This window comes from Robertmurraya korlensis NBRC 107688, from assembly GCF_001591645.1.
Taxonomy (GTDB): Bacteria; Bacillota; Bacilli; order Bacillales; family Cytobacillaceae; genus Robertmurraya_A.
This window is the reverse complement of record NZ_BCVH01000015.1, coordinates 14,312-33,677: the sequence shown is the minus strand read 5'-3', so window position 1 is coordinate 33,677 and position 19,366 is coordinate 14,312. Positions and strand designations below refer to the sequence as shown.

The 19,366-nt window shown below is 42.1% G+C and carries 18 protein-coding genes; 14 read left to right on the top strand and 4 right to left on the bottom strand.

Annotated elements, in window-relative coordinates:
• Positions 1 to 41 precede the first annotated feature (41 nt).
• Positions 42 to 551, top strand: a complete 510-nt coding sequence (locus tag BKO01S_RS17215; RefSeq protein ID WP_066056929.1) for a YwgA family protein — start codon at positions 42 to 44, stop codon at positions 549 to 551.
• Positions 552 to 662: 111 nt separating this feature from the next.
• On the opposite strand, the gene thmT is transcribed toward BKO01S_RS17215, so the two are convergent.
• Complete coding sequence (thmT, locus tag BKO01S_RS17210) at positions 663 to 848, bottom strand: 2-hydroxymuconate tautomerase (protein ID WP_066056926.1); 186 nt, start codon at positions 846 to 848, stop codon at positions 663 to 665.
• Between the two features lie 145 nt (positions 849 to 993).
• Between thmT and BKO01S_RS17205 the strand changes: the two genes are divergently transcribed.
• A complete protein-coding gene (locus tag BKO01S_RS17205) occupies positions 994 to 1,659 on the top strand; it encodes a site-2 protease family protein (protein ID WP_066056922.1) in 666 nt (221 codons plus the stop codon).
• Positions 1,660 to 1,674: 15 nt separating this feature from the next.
• A complete protein-coding gene (locus tag BKO01S_RS17200) occupies positions 1,675 to 2,184 on the top strand; it encodes a YwhD family protein (protein ID WP_066056919.1) in 510 nt (169 codons plus the stop codon).
• A 169-nt stretch (positions 2,185 to 2,353) separates the two neighbouring features.
• Here the strand turns inward: BKO01S_RS17200 and BKO01S_RS17195 are convergent, their stop codons facing one another.
• Entirely contained in the window at positions 2,354 to 4,426 is a 2,073-nt protein-coding gene (locus BKO01S_RS17195) for a transglycosylase domain-containing protein (protein ID WP_066056916.1), read from the bottom strand.
• Positions 4,427 to 4,660: 234 nt separating this feature from the next.
• Here BKO01S_RS17195 and speE point away from each other — a divergent pair, with 234 nt between their 5' ends.
• From speE to BKO01S_RS17165, 6 genes are all read left to right on the top strand, one after another.
• On the top strand, positions 4,661 to 5,491 hold the full coding sequence (gene speE / locus BKO01S_RS17190) for a polyamine aminopropyltransferase (protein WP_066056913.1): 831 nt from the start codon (positions 4,661 to 4,663) through the stop codon (positions 5,489 to 5,491).
• 136 nt (positions 5,492 to 5,627) lie between these two features.
• Complete coding sequence (speB, locus tag BKO01S_RS17185) at positions 5,628 to 6,500, top strand: agmatinase (protein ID WP_066056910.1); 873 nt, start codon at positions 5,628 to 5,630, stop codon at positions 6,498 to 6,500.
• 160 nt (positions 6,501 to 6,660) lie between these two features.
• On the top strand, positions 6,661 to 7,104 hold the full coding sequence (locus BKO01S_RS17180) for a YwiB family protein (protein ID WP_066056907.1): 444 nt from the start codon (positions 6,661 to 6,663) through the stop codon (positions 7,102 to 7,104).
• Positions 7,101 to 8,771 (top strand): arginine--tRNA ligase, encoded by a 1,671-nt coding sequence (argS, locus tag BKO01S_RS17175; protein ID WP_066056904.1) that lies wholly within the window; start codon positions 7,101 to 7,103, stop codon positions 8,769 to 8,771. The genes BKO01S_RS17180 and argS overlap by 4 nt, the downstream gene beginning before the upstream one ends.
• A gap of 57 nt (positions 8,772 to 8,828) precedes the next feature.
• Positions 8,829 to 9,899: a tRNA 2-selenouridine(34) synthase MnmH gene (mnmH, locus tag BKO01S_RS17170; protein ID WP_157077408.1), complete on the top strand. Its 1,071-nt coding sequence runs from the start codon at positions 8,829 to 8,831 to the stop codon at positions 9,897 to 9,899.
• A gap of 54 nt (positions 9,900 to 9,953) precedes the next feature.
• On the top strand, positions 9,954 to 10,133 hold the full coding sequence (locus BKO01S_RS17165; RefSeq protein ID WP_066056901.1) for a XapX domain-containing protein: 180 nt from the start codon (positions 9,954 to 9,956) through the stop codon (positions 10,131 to 10,133).
• A gap of 36 nt (positions 10,134 to 10,169) precedes the next feature.
• On the opposite strand, the gene uvsE is transcribed toward BKO01S_RS17165, so the two are convergent.
• Together uvsE and cls are read right to left on the bottom strand one after the other, a co-directional pair.
• Positions 10,170 to 11,126: a UV DNA damage repair endonuclease UvsE gene (uvsE, locus tag BKO01S_RS17160; protein WP_066057119.1), complete on the bottom strand. Its 957-nt coding sequence runs from the start codon at positions 11,124 to 11,126 to the stop codon at positions 10,170 to 10,172.
• Between the two features lie 18 nt (positions 11,127 to 11,144).
• Positions 11,145 to 12,347 (bottom strand): cardiolipin synthase, encoded by a 1,203-nt coding sequence (cls, locus tag BKO01S_RS17155; RefSeq protein WP_066056898.1) that lies wholly within the window; start codon positions 12,345 to 12,347, stop codon positions 11,145 to 11,147.
• A 230-nt stretch (positions 12,348 to 12,577) separates the two neighbouring features.
• Here cls and BKO01S_RS17150 point away from each other — a divergent pair, with 230 nt between their 5' ends.
• The 5 genes from BKO01S_RS17150 to BKO01S_RS17130 all read left to right on the top strand — a co-directional run bounded on the left by BKO01S_RS17150 (position 12,578) and on the right by BKO01S_RS17130 (position 19,352).
• Positions 12,578 to 14,686: a (Fe-S)-binding protein gene (locus BKO01S_RS17150; RefSeq protein ID WP_066056895.1), complete on the top strand. Its 2,109-nt coding sequence runs from the start codon at positions 12,578 to 12,580 to the stop codon at positions 14,684 to 14,686.
• Between the two features lie 238 nt (positions 14,687 to 14,924).
• Complete coding sequence (locus BKO01S_RS17145; protein ID WP_066056892.1) at positions 14,925 to 16,112, top strand: acetyl-CoA C-acetyltransferase; 1,188 nt, start codon at positions 14,925 to 14,927, stop codon at positions 16,110 to 16,112.
• A 77-nt stretch (positions 16,113 to 16,189) separates the two neighbouring features.
• On the top strand, positions 16,190 to 17,041 hold the full coding sequence (locus BKO01S_RS17140) for a 3-hydroxybutyryl-CoA dehydrogenase (protein ID WP_066056889.1): 852 nt from the start codon (positions 16,190 to 16,192) through the stop codon (positions 17,039 to 17,041).
• 26 nt (positions 17,042 to 17,067) lie between these two features.
• Positions 17,068 to 18,186 carry an acyl-CoA dehydrogenase gene (locus tag BKO01S_RS17135; RefSeq protein WP_066056885.1) on the top strand — a complete coding sequence of 373 codons (1,119 nt, stop codon included), beginning with the start codon at positions 17,068 to 17,070 and terminating at the stop codon, positions 18,184 to 18,186.
• A 26-nt stretch (positions 18,187 to 18,212) separates the two neighbouring features.
• Positions 18,213 to 19,352: an acyl-CoA dehydrogenase gene (locus tag BKO01S_RS17130; RefSeq protein ID WP_066056882.1), complete on the top strand. Its 1,140-nt coding sequence runs from the start codon at positions 18,213 to 18,215 to the stop codon at positions 19,350 to 19,352.
• The last annotated feature ends 14 nt before the right edge of the window (positions 19,353 to 19,366 follow it).

Below are 19,366 nucleotides of genomic sequence, written 5' to 3'. Positions count from 1 at the left end.
AGGTGCTTGATATAAATATATAGAAGTAGGAGAGGGTCTCATTGTTAAAGGATCATGCCAAGATAATGCAAGCTTTTGCAGCGGCAGGGGAAATTGTTGGTCGGAAAAAACTGCAAAAGATGATTTATATAGCGAAAAAAGTAGATTTTCCTTTCCAAGAGAGGTTTCAGTTTCACTTTTATGGACCTTACTCCGAGGAACTGACCCTTCGTGTTGAAGAGCTATGCAATATGGGCTTTCTTAACGAGGTAAAAGAGAAAAAAGGCGGCTATATGCAGTACCGTTATTCCCTAACAGATGAGGGAATGGAATTCTTGAATATGAACCTAGTGGAACTTCCGGCTCTAGAGGATTGTTTAACGGACATGAATAGCCAGAATGCTAGATTTCTAGAGCTCGTTTCAACCGTACTTTTCTTTGACGAGTTAGAAGTAGAGGAAGTAAAGGAAAAAATCTTTACTCTAAAAAGTAAACAAAAATATACAGAAGAAGAAATACAGCAGGCATACGAGTATATTGAATCACTAAAGGGGAAGGTAGTCCCTGTATAAAAGAGAGGCTTGGACTTTTTATGTCCAAGCCTCTTTTGATATCATAAGCCTTTATTCCATTAGGAATACCAGTGAATTGAATGCGTGCCAAGCGACATCTAGACACTAATTTTATTCGTCAGACAGCCTTTTTCCAGCAATTCCATAATTGTTTTTTGTCATTTCATCTATGAAAACAACGACTTTCTCAGCAGGTGCTCCAGTTGTTTCAACAACGGCAGCTGTTACTTTTTCCACAAGAGCTTTCTTTTGGTCATCTGTACGGCCTTCTAGCATTTTTACAGTTACGTATGGCATAGTGATAGCCTCCTCGAGAAATATGTAAGTTCTTCATACATAATCATAATGTTCCAAACGTGATAAAGGAATACTTGATTTTCCATTTATCCTGTATTTCATGTATAATTTGGCTAAATAGAGTCTTCGAAAAGGAGTTGTGGTGTTGGATCAATTATCTAGGTTTTTAGCTTTTGATTTAGAAACAATTCCATACGTGATCATTACGCTTATTATTGCATTTTCTGTTCATGAGTTTGCGCACGCATGGGTGGCCTATAAGTTCGGTGATCATACGGCAAAGAATCAGGGTAGACTAACTCTAAATCCGATGAAGCACTTAGACCCATTTGGAACATTGTTAATTTTTATCATTGGATTCGGTTGGGCAAGACCCGTCCCAGTCAATCGCTTTTTCTTTAAAAATCCTCGTTTAGCAGGTATCCTTGTATCCGTAGCAGGACCGGTCAGCAATTTGCTGCTATCGGTACTTGGCTTTGTGTTACTGTATGGATTGGTGGCTGTTGGAGCTGTAGAAACGATTCCTTATTACATATTTGATTTCCTACAGTTATTTTTATCCTTAAATGTTGCTTTATTTGTATTTAACCTGTTGCCATTCCCGCCGCTAGATGGATATCGAATCATTGAGGATCTCGTGCCGGTGAAGGTACGGGCAAAGATGACACAGTACGAGCAGTATGGGGCATTAATTTTCCTAATTTTAGTGATTACCCCGCTTGATCAATATACAATTAACCCTCTGTATCACAAGGTGGTTCCATCTATTATTTCTACTTTAGATCAGTTCTTTTATCAGTTATTTTTATAGGAGGCGTTTTATTTTATGGAAGAAAAAAAGAAGAAAAATATTGGCTTTAATATCATCAAAAGCGACCCAACCGAGGGACATGGGGGATTTGGTGTGGGCGCTCTTACCCTTGATAATGTATCTCCGGTTATTATTGATGTGGAAGCCGGCGATGCGGTCATTGATGTCGGTGCGATGCATGCGAGAAGTGTCGTTGAAAAGGGAATTAAGTTTTTAAAGACGAAAGAAGAAGTACCAAACGCAAAGCCGTACTGGCTGGTGTGGGTGACAATCGACCGTAAGCAGGAAGGTCCGTATTACGCGGGTGTTACAGCTTGTGAAATGACCGTAGACCGTGAGATTCGACGCGGATATAAGTCATTACCTGAGCATGTGAACCGCATGGATAAGTCAATTAAACGACATATCATTGTTGATCATATGGATAGTCGCTCAAAAGGAATCCTAGCTGAATTTTTGAAAAATCATGATGTTGGTATGTGGGAACGATCAGAAGAGAAATTAAAGGCTGATCTTCAAGGGTAAGGGATATTATTCCAAAAAGGTTTTTTTAACAAATTGTCAGGAAATACTTGCCGTTTTCCGCTAAAAAAAGTAAACTTTAAACAGCGATAACACGCTATAGCACTAGGACAGAAAAAGCCCCGAGTACATGTGACTCGGGGCTTTTTCGTATATTTAGATAGTAATCGTGTTAGCTCCAATCAAAAATCTTCTTATACCACGTCTTTTTTTCTTTCTTTTCTTCTTTTTTCTTTTCGGTTGGCTTTTTTGCATCATGTTCTAGATGGTTGATGCAGTGCTTCGTTGGTTCTGTTCCTGCTATAAAATAAGTGAGTCGTTTGACAGGGCAGTCATCGGTCGCTAATAGGCCGCTTTCGGGGTCGATGTATACTCCCACTGTCCCTTTAGGGGCTTTGAAGTTTTTGATTGGCTCATTAGCCAATGCGTCCTCCATATAGTTAACCCAAATGTTTTTCGCGTATGATTTCTCAGCGACTATTTCTATTGGATTCCCTTGGTCATAACCTGTCCATACGGCAGTTACTAGCTGAGGAGAGAAACCGACCATCCAGCTATCGGAATCAGTGGAACCAGACTTCCCAGCATAAATCCTTGTCATATCATTAACCATCGAGCTTCCGGTAACATTGGAGTACCCATCAAGCTTTTTATCAAACATGCCTGTCATCATATGGGTCATAACAAAAGCAGCATCCGCTTTTAGCACTCGCTCGTTTTCCTTTTCGAACTCGTAAATAACTTCTCCACGGTGGTTCTCCACTCGCTTAATAAGAACCGGCTTTACTTTTTTTCCACCGTTAGCAAATAAGCTGTAGGCATTAGCCATATCAATGACCTTCACTCCGCTTGTACCGAGGGCAAGGGAGGGTACACTTTCCATAGGGGTCGTAATTCCAAATTGCTTAGCTGTTTTAACGAGTGTCTCTTCTCCTAAAAATAAGTGTGTCTTTACGGCATACACATTATCGGAAAGAGCCAATGCTTGTGCCATCGTAATTTCTTTTCCCGCATACCGATTATTAAAATTATGAGGAGTGTATTCAGCTCGACCATCGTCAAAACGGAAGGTCGTCATTTCACTTCTCACCAATGATGCGGGTGTGAACCCTTGGGTAATGGCCGCATAGTATAGAAACGGCTTAACGGTAGAACCCGGTTGACGAACGGCCTGTACCGCCCGGTTAAAAGGACTCTCCACATAATCTCTTCCGCCGACCATGGCTTTTACATAACCGTTCTTCGGATTCATGGACACAAGTGCTACCTGCAATTCAGATTCCTTAGCCATGTGAGTAGAAACATTTTTCTCCGCTAATTCCTGCTGCTCTGTATCAAGCGTTGTGTATACACGCAAACCACCAAGCTCAATCGTCCGGTCATCCAAGCCTAAATCATTTTTTAATGATTGCTTGACGGCATCCTGAAAATAAGGGGCAATTTCTATCACGGCATGGGAGTGTTCTCCGATAAAAGCTAGTTTCTCATTAATCGCTGTATTTGCATCAGCTGCGGTAATATATTTATTTTTCACCATGGAATCCAAGATGATTTTCTGGCGTTCCTTTGCATTTTCCTCAGAAATAAGAGGCGAATAATAGCTTGGACCCTTAGGGATACCTGCTAGCATGGATGCTTCACCTAGAGTCAAGTCAGCAGCGTCCTTGCCTAAATAATACTGACTGGCTGCTTGAATGCCATAGGCCCCTTTTCCATAGTAAATGGTGTTTAAGTAGCCTTCAAGAATCTCATTTTTCGTATAGTTCATTTCAATTCGAATCGTGTACAGTGCTTCGAGTAGCTTTCGCTTCCACGTTTTTTCATGCTCTAGAAACAAATTTCGGGCATACTGCTGGCTAATCGTGCTTGCCCCTTGAACCTTGGCCATTGCCTTAATATCAGCAAGGGCAGCTCCGGCAATTCGTTTAAAATCAAAGCCATTATGCTCGTAAAAGGAACGATCCTCAATCGCGACAGTAGCTTCAATTAAATGCGGAGAGATCTCATTAATTCCTACCCAATATCGCTTCTCTCCATTATTGCTTTCTCCGATTACCTTTCCATCATCTGAGTAATAGAGACTCGATTGAGGGACAGCAAGTGGAGGAGGTCCTTGTACCTTGGCGTATATAAGAACACCGGTCACTACCAATACAAGTAAGCCAAGACCGATCGATCCTAGTATGAGAAAGGCACGTATGTATTTCATCGTTCTTTTAAACCGCTGATCCGTAATAACCTCCAAGGATGACACCTCACCTTCAGATAGATTTTTCCTGTTTTCCCATCTTTCTTACTAGTATGAAAAGAAAGAGGCCTTTTTAAACACTTATCTATTAAAAAAAGAATTTTTTTCTTGCAATTTTGCTAGATTCATCTATACTTTTCCTCATGTTTGAGTTTTTTTGGGGAAGAATAACAATACAGGAAATACTGTATTGAAACCGATAGATTTTTCAAATAAGGAAGGGTGGCATAAATGGGACTTTGGTTTACGGAAAAGCAAACTGAGAATTTTGGTATTACAATGAAGGTAAAACGTACATTACATACGGAACAAACGGACTTTCAAAAATTAGATATGGTGGAAACAGAAGAATGGGGCAATATGCTTCTATTAGATGACATGGTTATGACATCAATTAAAGATGAGTTCGTATACCACGAAATGGTTGCTCATATACCATTATTCACACATCCAAATCCAGAAAACGTACTAGTTGTTGGCGGCGGAGACGGTGGAGTGATTCGTGAAGTGCTTAAGCACCCAAGCGTGAAAAAGGCTACTCTTGTTGAAATCGATGGAAAAGTTATTGAGTACTCTAAAAAGTATCTTCCAGAAATCGCAGGTCAGCTTGATGATCCACGTGTAGAAGTAAAAGTGGATGACGGCTTCATGCACATCGCTACTGCTGAGAATGTTTATGATGTAATCATGGTAGACTCAACTGAGCCAGTGGGTCCAGCAGTAAACCTATTTACAAAAGGCTTTTATGCAGGGATATCTAAGGCGTTAAAAGAAGACGGAATCTTCGTTGCTCAATCAGATAACCCTTGGTTCAAAGCAGACTTAATCTCTTCTGTGCAAAAAGACGTAAAGGAAATCTTCCCGATTACACGTCTTTACATTGCGAACATCCCAACCTATCCAAGTGGAATGTGGGCATTCACATTAGGATCGAAGAAGCATGATCCACTTGAAGTGGCTGAAGAGCGCTTCCATGACATTGATACGAAGTATTATACAAAAGAACTTCATAAAGCAGCATTCGTGCTACCGAAGTTTGTTAAAGATTTAATCGAAGGCTAATAATAAATAAGACGGAGGGAGCTTCCTCCGTTTTTTAATGTGATGAATTAAGTTTGTGGGAAGGGCAGTTTCCGCCTCGAGGTGAAACGGACCGGACCCTTTTAATAAATTCATTTATTTTAAGGAGGATCTACTTATGCGTTTTGATGAGGCATATTCAGGTAAAGTGTTTATTAAAAGCCATCCAAGCTTTGAAGAAAGTAAGGCTGTATTGTACGGAATGCCAATGGACTGGACAGTAAGTTACCGTCCGGGATCTCGTTTTGGTCCAGCGCGAATTCGCGAAGTTTCCATTGGTTTAGAGGAATACAGCTTGTACTTAGACCGCGAGCTTGAAGATGTGAAATACTATGATGCGGGTGATATTCCACTTCCATTCGGAAATCCACAACGTAGCTTAGATATGATCGAAGAGTTTGTTGACAAGGTTTTAGATGAAGGGAAGTTCCCACTTGGAATGGGTGGAGAACATTTAGTTTCTTGGCCTGTTTTTAAGGCTATGTACAAAAAGTATCCTGATTTAGCGATTATACATATGGATGCACACACGGATCTTCGTGAGAATTATGAGGGAGAGCCACTATCTCACTCCACACCGATTCGTAAAGTGGCCGACTTAATTGGACCACAGAATGTCTATTCATTTGGAATCCGCAGTGGGATGAAGGAAGAATTCCAGTGGGCGAAGGAAGTGGGCATGCATATTTCACCGTTTGAAGTGCTTGAACCATTGAAAAAAGTATTGCCATCGCTAGCGGGTCGTCCTGTCTATGTAACGATTGATATCGACGTGTTGGACCCAGCACATGCGCCGGGAACAGGTACCGTTGATGCAGGTGGAATTACATCTAGAGAACTTCTAGCATCTATCCACGAAATTGCTCGCTCAGAAGTAAATGTGGTTGGAGCAGACCTAGTAGAAGTAGCCCCAATTTACGACCACTCAGAACAAACAGCAAACACAGCAAGCAAACTCATCCGCGAAATGATTCTTGGATGGGTAAAATAAGTACGAGTTAGAGCACCCGCCTGAATTGGCGGGTGTTTTTTGTAGGGTTAAAATAAGGAGCAACTCACCCTGTCTTAAACTTACCTTGCACTCCCCCTTCAAAATCTTTATAATTATTAAGTTATAGAACAAGCATTTAATAAAAGGAAGTGTATGGCCGTTGTCGAACAGTCCAGCGGATCAAATTCCCGTGAAAATTAAGGTACATACGTTCATTGAAAATGGTGGGGAAAAGGAAACTTTTGAACTCACAACTTTTGGTCGATACTATGTAAAGAATACAAGCACCTATCTTCAGTACGAGGAAAGTACGGAAGAGGGACCAATGAAAACGACGATGAAGCTTACCGATAATGAGATTCTTCTCATGAGAAGTGGCTCCATTAAGATGCGAATGCTTTTAGAAGAAAGAAAGAAGCATCGCGGCACCTATACGACTCCGTTTGGAGAACTGCAGATGATTACAGATACAAAGGAACTTCAGCATAGATGGAACAGTAACGAAAGTAAGGGAAGTATAGAAGTGTTATACGACCTTTCAATACAAGGCTCAAAAGCAGGTACATACAAATTGCAAATCGTGTTTGAGGAGGAAAAACGTTGAATATCGTTGAACAGGTACAGGTAAAGCTTAAAGAGGAAATTAAAGCAGCTGTTATTAAAGCGGAGTTAGCGACAGCCGAGCAGATTCCAGATGTGATCCTAGAAACGCCAAAGGATAAAGCTAATGGGGACTACTCTACCAATATGGCGATGCAGCTTGCAAGAATAGCAAAGAAAGCACCGCGTGCCATTGCGGAGGCACTTGTGTCAAACTTTGACCAATCAAAGGCATCCATTGAAAAAATTGATATTGCCGGTCCTGGATTTATCAATTTTTACATGAACAATAGTTACTTAACTGACTTAATTCCTACAATTCTTACTGCAGGTGAAAAGTACGGGGAAACGACGGTTGGAAATGGACAAAAAGTGCAGGTGGAGTTTGTTTCAGCAAACCCAACTGGTGATCTTCACCTTGGACATGCTCGTGGAGCGGCCGTTGGTGACTCTCTTTGTAATGTGCTAGCAAAAGCTGGGTATGATGTGTCCCGTGAATATTACATTAACGATGCAGGAAACCAAATCAATAATCTTGCCCTATCAGTAGAAGCTCGTTACTTCCAAGCGCTTGGGATGGAAAAAGAAATGCCAGCTGATGGATACCACGGGGAAGATATCATTGGAATCGGGAAGCGATTGGCTGAAGAGTATGGCGACAAGTTCGTAAATGCTGATGAGAAAGAGCGCTTTGACTTCTTCCGTAGCTACGGGTTAAAAGAGGAAATGGCCAAGCTGAAGCAGGATCTTGAGGACTTCCGTGTGCCATTTGATGTTTGGTATTCAGAAACCTCTCTTTATGGCGATGGGAAAATTGACGTGGCATTAAATAAGCTTCGTGAAAATGGTTATATTTATGAAGAAGATGGTGCGACTTGGTTCCGCTCAACGGATTTAGGAGATGACAAAGACCGTGTGCTTATTAAGCAGGATGGTTCTTACACATACTTAACACCAGACATCGCTTACCATAAAAATAAGCTTGATCGTGGCTTTGAAAAGCTGATTAATATTTGGGGTGCTGATCACCACGGATATATTCCTAGAATGAAGGCTGCCATCGAAGCGTTAGGATATGGAAAAGATGTACTAGAGGTTGAAATCATCCAGTTGGTTCACCTATACAAAAACGGCGAAAAAATGAAAATGAGTAAGCGTACCGGGAAAGCTGTTACCATGCGTGATCTAGTGGAAGAGGTAGGTCTAGATGCAACTCGTTACTTCTTTGCCATGAGAAGTGCGGACACGCATATGGACTTTGATCTTGATCTAGCGGTATCACAATCAAATGAAAACCCAGTATACTATGCTCAATATGCACATGCTCGTATTTGCAGCATCCTTCGCCAAGGGGAAGAAAATGGGTTCACGTATGATACGAATGCCGATTTCTCATTAATTGGTGCTGAGAAGGAAATTGAAGTGCTTAAAATGCTTGGTGAGTTTCCTTTAGCGGTGGCAGAGGCGGCCGAGAAGCGCATGCCACACCGAGTGACTAACTATATTTATGAGCTTGCTTCAACCTTCCACAGCTTTTACAATGCGGAAAAAGTATTGGATGCAGAAAATACAGAGCGTACAAAGGCACGTCTTTCATTAATTAAAGCCGTGCAAACGACGTTAAAAAATGCACTTAAATTAATCGGAGTTTCCGCTCCTGAAAAAATGTAACAAGCATGAGGCTTCCGGATTGGAAGCCTCTTTTGAAACCTAAAGGTGGAGGAAGACATGATTAGAGACTGCTCAGTTGAAAAGTTTTTAGAAAATAAACAACGCTATACGACGATTGATGTACGGTCACCGGGTGAATTCGCTGATAGTCATATTCCCGGTTCGATCAATATTCCTCTTTTTACAAATGAAGAGCGGGCATTGATTGGAACCATTTATAAGCAAGAAGGGCAAAAGGAAGCCAAATGGAAGGCCATGGAGATTGTTAGTCCGAAAATTCCTGATATGCTTGCGCAAATTCAGGAGATTGAGGAATCTGGTAGTGAGCCAATGGTGTACTGCTGGAGAGGTGGAATGAGAAGCCAATCCGTTGCAACGTTTGCCACACTCGCCGGAATTCATGTTAGAAGGATCGAGGGCGGCTATCGCGCTTATCGTGAGCATGTAATAGAGCATATCTCCGATCTAATACCTGCTGAATCCGTCGTCATTACAGGAATGACGGGAACAGGGAAAACAGAGATCCTTCAGCATTTGAAAAATGCTGGGTATCCAGTGCTTGATTTAGAGAAGTACGCAAACCATAAGGGATCAGTTTTTGGCTCTATAGGTGGGGAACCTCCACATAATCAAAAAATGTTTGATGCTCTTCTTTTTGAGGATTTGAAAAAGATCAAAGGCTCTCCTTATTTCATAATGGAAGGTGAGAGCAAACGAATTGGACATGCAGTACAGCCCCCAGAGCTAACAGAGAAAAAACTGAAGGGACTTCATATCACGGTCTATTCCTCCGTTGAAAAACGAATGGAACGTATTTATGAGCAGTACGTAAAGCCTTACGAACATTCAGATGCTTTTCACGAGCGTGTCGATCTTGCTTTAAAGATGATTATTAAAAGAATGAAATCAGTCGATATCCAAAATGAACTACTAAGTTGTGTGGAAGAAAAAAATTATATGCCGCTCATTAAACTATTGATGGAGCATTACTATGATCCACGATATGGTAATAAAGTAGGGGATTATGAGAATCCAGAAATTTTTGTTTGCAGCGATTCAATCTTGGAGGCAACAAATAAGATTTCTGAGATTATTGAGCAATCAAGAAGAGCAAAAATCGAAGTATAAACGTGCATTGTGGGGAATGCTTAAACGTATACGGATGATTTTTGGAGGGGTTATATGAAGCTTGTCCTACTTTCATTAGTAACTGGTTTTTTCGTTGGGTTTCTCTTTGCACTCTTTCGTCTACCAATTCCGGCTCCACCAGCTTTAGCGGGGATTACCGGGATTGTTGGTATTTACTTAGGCTTTAAAGTGTTTGAGCAAGTATCTCCATGGCTGCAAAGCTTCGGAAAATAATCATCGCATGAAAATGACCTATCTTCTAAAGATAGGTCATTTCCATTCAATTTCCGCACCGCCCACTCGTTTAACACCCCGAATACGGCTAATGTCCTCCACGAGCTTTAAACAGGCCATATCCTTTGCCTTTGCCTCAACCATGAAGTCGACGTCCGCATTCATCGAACGAAGAAGCGAAAGTAAGGGCATGACAAAATCCAAATCTACAAAATCAGCGTGAGCGCGATACATTTTTTCCGACTTCGGAGAAGAGACATGGATTTTGGGCTTTAATGAGCGGCCCTCCCAGGTTCGAAATACCTTTGGAAGCAGGGTGTCTAAAGGTTCTTCACTCAGGTTGGCCATATGATGATGATAATCAAAGACTAGACGTATGCCTTCTTTTTGACAAACGGAGAGTGTCTCCTCTGTTGTATATGTTTTATCATCATTCTCTAAAGTCGTCACCTCTTTAATATGAGAGGGGAGGGATTGAATATTTTTATGAAATCGCTCTAGTGACTGGACTTTATCCCCATAGGCTCCTCCGACATGAATATTGAGAACCCCCTCTTTTTCCACTCCCATTGCTTCAAGCATTCTGTAATGATAATCCATATCAATAATGGCGTTTTTTGTTACTTCTTCACGCGGAGAGGTAAATAATGTGTACTGGTTAGGATGAAAGCTTACACGCATCTTATGTCTTCGAATTAATTCACCTAGCTCCTGCCACTCCTTACGAAAGGGTGTGATAAAATCCCAGTTCACCTCTGGATGGGTAGAAAGAGGGGCAATGGAGCTTGACAGGCGATACACTTGAATGCCATGAGCAATATTGTAGGAAACCATTCGTAACGTATTAAAAATATTCTCACCAGTAACCGCCATGAGTTTTTCCTCGCGTTCGGAAGCTGATAACTGCTTATACCGAGTAAAGGTCAAGGCTCTTGCCGGTGATGCCTCCCAAAGAGAAAGGGCAGTCGATACATAGCCGAGGCGAATTCTCATCGTCATATAAACTCCTATCTACAGAAAATAAGAAATAGGTCGGGCAACCCATTCCAATATTTTTTGCTTGAGGCTTAAATGCGTTAGATCTTGTAGGGACACTTTGGTTGAATCCTTTATATCCGTATCATAAATACTTTTCATTTTTGAGATGATGGTTGGATCGAACATATAGCAGTTAATTTCATGATTTAAGAAGAAGCTTCGTTTATCAAAGTTTGCTGTTCCTGAATCACATATTCGATCATCAATCATCAAGATTTTAGCATGGTAAAAGCCTTTTTTATAATCGTAAACATTGGCACCCTTAGCTAAAAGCTTACGCAAATAGGGGAACGAGGCTTCTTTTACAAATGAGTGATCTGGATTTTTGGGAACGAGGATGTTCACCTCCACACCTCGATCCAGTGCTTCTAACAAGTCACGAAGGATTCGTTTACTTGGAATAAAATATGGAGATCCTATCATAATCGATGTTTCAGCGCTACGAAGCAACCCAGAGAAAGTCTCCTCAAGATAAAACCCTTCAGATGGGATCAACTGGTGCCGAATGGGGCCTGTTACAGGCTCAGGAAAATAAGTGGGAATTTTGAGTAGATGTTCCTGTGTATCCTCTTCCCAGTCCCTTAAAAACTCACGTTGGAGATCATGAACCCCTTCCCCCTTAATCTTCAGGTGATAATCACGCCAAGGAGTAAGCTTTGGATCTTCATTGATATATTCCTTCCCAATATTATAGCCCCCAATATAGCCGAGCTTTCCATCAATAACCGTGATTTTTCGGTGATTTCGAACCTGTAAACGGTAAAAGAGATAAGGAAATTTCGGCTTATGGCTATAAGCAAAATGAACGCCTGCTTTTTTCAGTTCACGAATAATCCTGCGTGGAACACCAAAGCTCCCTACCCAATCGACGAGAAGCCGTACCTCCACTCCTTCTAATGCTTTCGTTTTTAAAATATGCAGAAACCTACGGCCATAGGGATCGTCTTTTAAAATATAAAAAAGAACATGTATATGCTTGGTGGCTTGCTCGACTTCGGAAAATAAATCAGTGAAGAGTGCATCTCCTCTTGTAAATACGTCGATATGACTTTGCCTTATCGGATAAGTTTTTCTATGGATAGAAGATAAATGATGTCTTCTTCCGAGCCGAAAGTCAACATACAATAGAAATAGGATGATGAGAATGGTGAGTAGTATAAATCCTATAACCTTCATCAAATTTCTCCCTTCTGAGAATATCCCATTGGTTAGGGAGTGAGTGTATGCTGTAGTATCTCCTGTAAGAGCTCTTTCTATGAAAGACAGAAAAGGATGATAAAAAAATATTGACTGAATGCTCATTCATTATATAATAGGGGTATATACAATTCAGAAAATTACACATTTTCACACAAACCTATGCTGCTTGAAGGGGAGCTCTAGTAAGACAGAAAGGGGTAGAAAAGATGAACGCCATGCTTTGGATCAACTTGATTGCTTTTCTAATTGTAACCGCTTACGCAATTAGTCTTTTTGTTTATGTAGTTAGAACAAGACTTGAGTACATAAGGCTCGGGAAAAAAGTGGAGTTTGACTCTCGAGTGAAAGAAAGACTCCAAAAGATTTGGGTCAATGTATTCGGGCAAAAAAAGCTGTTAAAGGACAAGAAAAGCGGAATCATACATGTGATGTTTTTCTACGGCTTTATTCTCGTTCAATTTGGTGCGATTGACTTTATTATCAAGGGGCTTGTTCCAGGTGCTCACCTGCCACTGGGTCCATTGTATCCAGGATTCACCTTTTTTCAGGAAATTGTCACTCTAATGATTTTAGTTGCTGTTTTTTGGGCATTTCATCGTCGCTATGTGGAAAAATTAGTTCGATTGAAACGGAATTTTAAATCGGGACTCGTGTTAATTTTTATCGGTGGATTAATGCTTTCCGTTCTTGTTGGAAATGGAATGGGCTTAATATGGCATGCTCATGAAGCTTCATGGACAGAGCCAATTGCCTCTTTAGTAAGTGTGGCCTTTTCATGGGTAGGAGAAACAGCTTCAATTGTCATTTTCTATGTGGCTTGGTGGATTCATCTGTTGTTTTTACTAGCGTTCCTCGTATATGTTCCGCAGTCAAAGCATGCGCACTTGATTGCGGGTCCAGCCAATGTGTATTTTAACCGTTTAGAACAGCCGGGGAAATTAACAAAGATTGATTTTGAAGACGAAACACAAGAAACATTCGGTGTTGGAAAAATTGAGGATTTCACTCAGCATCAACTGATTGACTTATATGCATGTGTAGAGTGTGGACGCTGTACAAATATGTGTCCAGCGACAGGAACCGGAAAGATGCTGTCGCCAATGGACTTGATTGTAAAAATGCGCGATCATTTAACGAATCATGGGGCAGCGATTACACAAAAACAGCCATGGGTACCGACCTTTGCTTTTTCTAACACAAAAGGAAATCAAATCGCTTTAGCGGCTTCTGGGAAAGGAGTTCATGAGTCAGCAGCAAGCCTAGCCTACAGTCCAAGCTTGATTGGAGATGTGATTTCGGAAGAAGAAATTTGGGCTTGTACGACATGCCGAAACTGTGAAGACCAATGTCCGGTTATGAATGAGCATGTGGATAAAATTATCGATCTTCGTCGATATCTTGTTCTGACAGAAGGAAAGATGGATGCCGATGCACAAAGAGCGATGCAAAACATCGAACGTCAAGGAAATCCATGGGGACTTAACCGGAAAGAGCGAGAGAACTGGCGGGTGGAGAGAGAGGATGTTCTCATCCCAACGGTAAAAGAAATGAAAAAGTCAGGCGAAGAGTTTGAGTATTTGTTCTGGGTGGGTTCCATGGGCTCTTACGACAACCGTAGCCAAAAAATTGCTCTGTCCTTTGCAAAGCTCTTAAATGAAGCAGGGGTGAAGTTTGCGATTTTAGGAAGCAAGGAAAAGAATTCGGGTGATACCGCAAGACGTTTAGGAAATGAGTTCGTGTTCCAAGAGCTTGCGACGAAAAATATTGAGGAGTTTGAAAAGAACGAAGTGAAGAAAATCGTGACAATCGATCCACATGCTTATAATACATTCAAAAATGAGTATCCTGATTTCGGATTAACAGCAGATGTGTACCATCATACAGAACTGCTTGCTGAGCTTGTGAAAGATGGAAGACTGAAGCCTAAGTTTGAAGTGAACGAAACGATCACGTTCCACGATTCTTGTTATTTAGGACGCTACAATGAGGTGTATGATGCGCCTCGCGATATATTAAAAGCCATTCCAGGTGTCACACTCGTAGAAATGGCCCGTAACAGAGATACAGGAATGTGCTGTGGAGCTGGTGGTGGACTGATGTGGATGGAAGAAGAAACAGGTCATCGCATCAATGTAGCCAGAACCGAGCAAGCTCTAGCCGTAAAACCATCTGTCATCTCGTCCGGTTGTCCTTATTGCTTAACGATGCTTTCAGATGGAACGAAGGCAAAGGAAGTGGAAGAAACGGTATCAACATATGACGTGGCAGAGCTATTAGAAAAGGCAGTAATAGGAGACACGCAAAAAGTGTCGTAATATGGGTAGAAATAATTTGCATAAATTTTATGTAAATTATTTCTATTCTAACTATTTTGATAGTAAAATAGAAGAAGTTAGTAAAGCGCTTACAAAATATATTTACTTCAAAGGAGATATTTGAAAGTCTCCTTTTTTCCACGACACATACTGAGCGAGCGTTCAGTCATCACAGAAACGAAAACTACAACAAGAAAACAAATCCAAACAAATGAATACGAAAAAAGGGGAGAGTAACATGGGGAAAACAGTTATTTTAAGTGGAGTTCGTACACCTTTTGGGAAAATGGGCGGAAGCTTAAGCTCATTTACAGCATCTGATTTAGGGGGGATCGTCATCAAGGAAGCGCTTGGTCGCGCAGGGGTTGAGGCGGAAAAAGTGGATGAGGTGATTTTTGGAACGGTTCTGCAAGGGGGGCAGGGTCAGATTCCATCACGACAAGCAGCTCAGAAAGCAGGGCTTCCATGGAATGTAAAAACAGAAACGATCAATAAAGTTTGTGCTTCTGGCATGCGAAGTGTGACATTAGGAGATCAAATCATTCGTCTAGGTGATGAAGAAGTCATCGTTGCTGGAGGAATGGAGTCGATGAGTAATGCACCTTACTTTCTTCCAAAAGCTCGTTGGGGATTACGGATGGGTGATTCAACGGTGAAGGATTTAATGGTGTATGACGGACTAACTTGTACGTTTACGGGTGTTCATATGGGGACGTACGGAAATGGTGTCGCAAAGGAAATGGAACTATCCCGTGAGGAGCAGGATCAATGGGCACTTAGAAGCCATCAGCGTACCGTTCAAGCAATAGAATCTGGTGTCTTGGCCGAAGAAATTGTTGCTGTTCAAGTTCCTCAGCGTAAAGGGGAACCACACGTAGTGACGGCTGATGAGTCACCGAGAAAAGATACGTCCTATGAAAAGCTGTCAAAGCTTGCTCCCGTGTTTAACTCAGATGGAACAATCACAGCAGGAAACGCACCTGGAGTAAATGATGGAGCCGCTGCATTGGTTCTAATGAGCGAGGAAAGAGCAGCGCGTGAAGGAAGAACGCCTGAAGCGTACATTATTGGGCAAGCAGCTGTTGCGGTAGAAGCGAAGGATTTCCCGAAAACGCCAGGAATCGTCATTAATGAGCTATTAAAGAAAACAGGCAAATCAGTCGAGGAGATTGACCTGTTTGAAATTAATGAAGCATTTGCTGCGGTTGCCTTGGCGAGTGCAGAGATTGCTGGACTTGATCATGAAAAAGTCAATGTGAATGGCGGAGCGGTAGCAATTGGTCACCCAATCGGTGCAAGCGGAGCTAGAATCATTATAACTTTAATGCATGAGCTAAAAAGACGTGGCGGTGGAATTGGTGTAGCAGCCATTTGCTCAGGTGGAGGGCAAGGAGATGCCATTATGATTGAGGTGCCAAAGCAATAGTCTTTTATGGGGATTTCCGGAATGTCTGGTACGGAATGTCCCTTTTTTTAAGAACTTAGGTAGAAAAGGGGGATAAGATGGAAATCAAAAAGGTAATGGTCGTTGGAGCAGGTCAGATGGGTTCTGGGATTGCACAAGTATGTGCACAAGCGGGTTACGATGTTATTTTGCACGATCTGAAGGAAGACTTTGTTCTGCGTGGGCTTGGTGTGATCCGAAAAAACCTCGCTCGCCAAGTCGACAAGGGGAAAATGACACAAGACCAAATGGAAGTAATTTTAGCATATATCCAACCGTCAACAGAATTGCATAACGCGAGTTCAGTAGATCTAGTCATTGAAGCGGCGGTTGAAAACATGGAGATCAAAACAAAGCTTTTCCATGAGCTGGACAAAATCGCTCCTGATCACGCGATCTTAGCGAGCAACACTTCTTCGTTGCCGATCACGGAAATTGCAGCAGCAACCTCAAGGCCGGAAAAAGTCATTGGCATGCACTTTATGAACCCTGTCCCAGTCATGAAGCTTGTTGAAATCATCCGCGGCTTAGCGACGGATGATGAAGTATATGAGCTGATTGAAGGCATGACAAAAACAATGGGAAAAGTACCAGTCGAGGTAAATGATTTCCCAGGATTCGTGTCCAACCGAATTCTAATGCCGATGATTAACGAAGCGATTTACACCCTCTATGAAGGAGTAGCCACGAAGGAAGCCATCGATGAGGTCATGAAGCTAGGAATGAATCATCCGATGGGCCCACTCACCCTAGCTGATTTTATCGGGCTAGATACTTGTTTGTACATTATGGAAACCCTCTACGAAGGATTTGGCGACAGCAAATACCGCCCATGTCCATTGCTCCGCAAATACGTAAAAGCTGGCTGGTTAGGAAAGAAATCAGGTCGCGGGTTTTATGAGTATCACTAACTACCCCTATTCCAGGAGGAAATAATATGGATTTACGATGGACGGAAGAACAGCAGATGATGAGAAAGATGGTTAAGGATTTTGCCCGAACCGAGATCAGTCCATTTATTGAAAAAATGGAACAAGGGGAGTTTCCAAGGGGTATCCTCAAAAAAATGGGGGAACTTGGCCTCATGGGGATCCCTGTTCCCGAACAATACGGCGGGGCGGAGATGGATTTTACGTCCTATATCATTGCCATTCACGAGCTTTCAAAAGTAAGCGCCACTATAGGGGTAATTCTCTCTGTGCATACATCGGTCGGAACGAATCCCATTCTTTACTTTGGAAATGAAGCACAAAAGAAAAAGTATGTCCCAAAGCTAGCAGGTGGAGAATACTTGGGTGCTTTTTGCTTAACAGAACCAAGTGCGGGATCCGATGCGGCAAGCTTAAAATCACGTGCCGTAAAAAAAGAGAACCATTATGTACTTAAAGGCTCGAAAGTATTTATTACAAATGGCGGGGAAGCAGATATTTATATCGTGTTTGCTTTCATTGAGGATAAGGGTGTTTCGGCTTTTATCGTTGAAAAAAATACCCCTGGGCTGATTATCGGGAAAGATGAGAAAAAGATGGGCTTACATGGCTCAAGAACGGTTCAGCTAACGTTTGAGGATATGCAGGTGCCGGTAGATAACTTACTCGGTGAAGAAGGCCAAGGCCTGAAAATTGCACTAGGCAATCTTGATGTGGGAAGGATCGGCATTGCAGCACAGGCATTAGGGATAGCGGAAGCTGCATACGAGGCAGCGGTCGAATACGCAAAGCAGCGAATCCAGTTTGGAAAGCCAATCTCTCATCAGCAAGGAATTGGGTTTAAATTAGCTGATATGGCAACGAATATTGAAGCCGCGAAACTATTAATCTATCAAGCTGCACAGCTTCGTTCCCTCGGGCAACCGTGTGGAAAAGAAGCCTCCATGGCTAAATTATTTGCCTCAAAAACAGCGATGGAAGTAACAACCGAGGCAATACAGGTATTCGGTGGTTATGGGTATACAGAGGATTACCCGGTCGAGCGCTTTTTCCGAGATGCCAAGGTGACCGAAATTTACGAAGGAACAAGCGAAATTCAACGTATCGTTATAAGCAAGCATTTATAGATTTTTAAAAAAGCGAGGGAAACAGGATGAATTTCAAATTGTCAGAAGAACATGAAATGATTCGTAAGATGGTTCGTGATTTTGCTAGAAATGAAGTGGCACCAACGGCAGCCGAAAGAGATGAGGAAGAACGATTTGATCGTGAGATTTTCGATAAAATGGCAGAGCTCGGTTTAACCGGTATTCCGTGGCCGGAAGAGTACGGTGGAATCGACAGTGATTATTTAGCCTACTGTATTGCTGTTGAGGAGCTATCTCGCGTTTGTGCATCAACCGGTGTGACACTGTCCGCCCATACCTCATTAGCAGGCTGGCCGATTTATAAGTTTGGTAGTGAAGAGCAAAAGCAAACGTTTTTGCGTCCGATGGCGTTAGGTGAAAAAATAGGTGGCTATGGATTAACCGAACCAGGTAGCGGGTCTGATGCAGGTGGTATGAAAACGACCGCACGTCGTGATGGTGATGATTTTATTTTAAACGGCTCAAAAATCTTTATCACTAATGGTGGGATTGCTGATATTTATGTCGTCTTTGCTGTAACAGATACAACGAAAAAGCATAAAGGAACAACGGCCTTTATCGTTGAAGCGGACACGCCAGGCTTCTCGGTTGGAAAAAAGGAGAAAAAGCTCGGCATTCGTTCCTCACCTACAACGGAAATTATCTTTGAAGACTGCCGGGTTCCTGCTACTAACATGCTAGGAACAGAGGGAGAAGGCTTTAAAATCGCGATGATGACGCTCGATGGTGGACGCAACGGAATTGCGGCGCAAGCAGTAGGGATTGCACAAGGAGCACTTGATGCAGCAACTGGTTATGCAAAAGAACGCGTACAATTTGGAAAGCCTATTGCCCAGCAGCAAGGCGTCGGCTTTAAGCTTGCCGACATGGCGACAAGCATTGAGGCCGCAAGATTATTAACCTATCAAGCGGCGTGGTTGGAGTCTGAGGGGCTTCCGTACGGAAAAGAGTCCGCAATGTCAAAATTATTTGCAGGTGACACGGCAATGAAAGTAACAACAGAAGCCGTTCAAATCTTCGGTGGCTATGGATACACAAAGGATTATCCAGTTGAACGATATATGCGTGATGCGAAGATAACCCAAATCTATGAAGGAACGCAGGAAATCCAGCGACTCGTTATTTCACGGATGATAACGAAATAAATGAAATCTCTCTA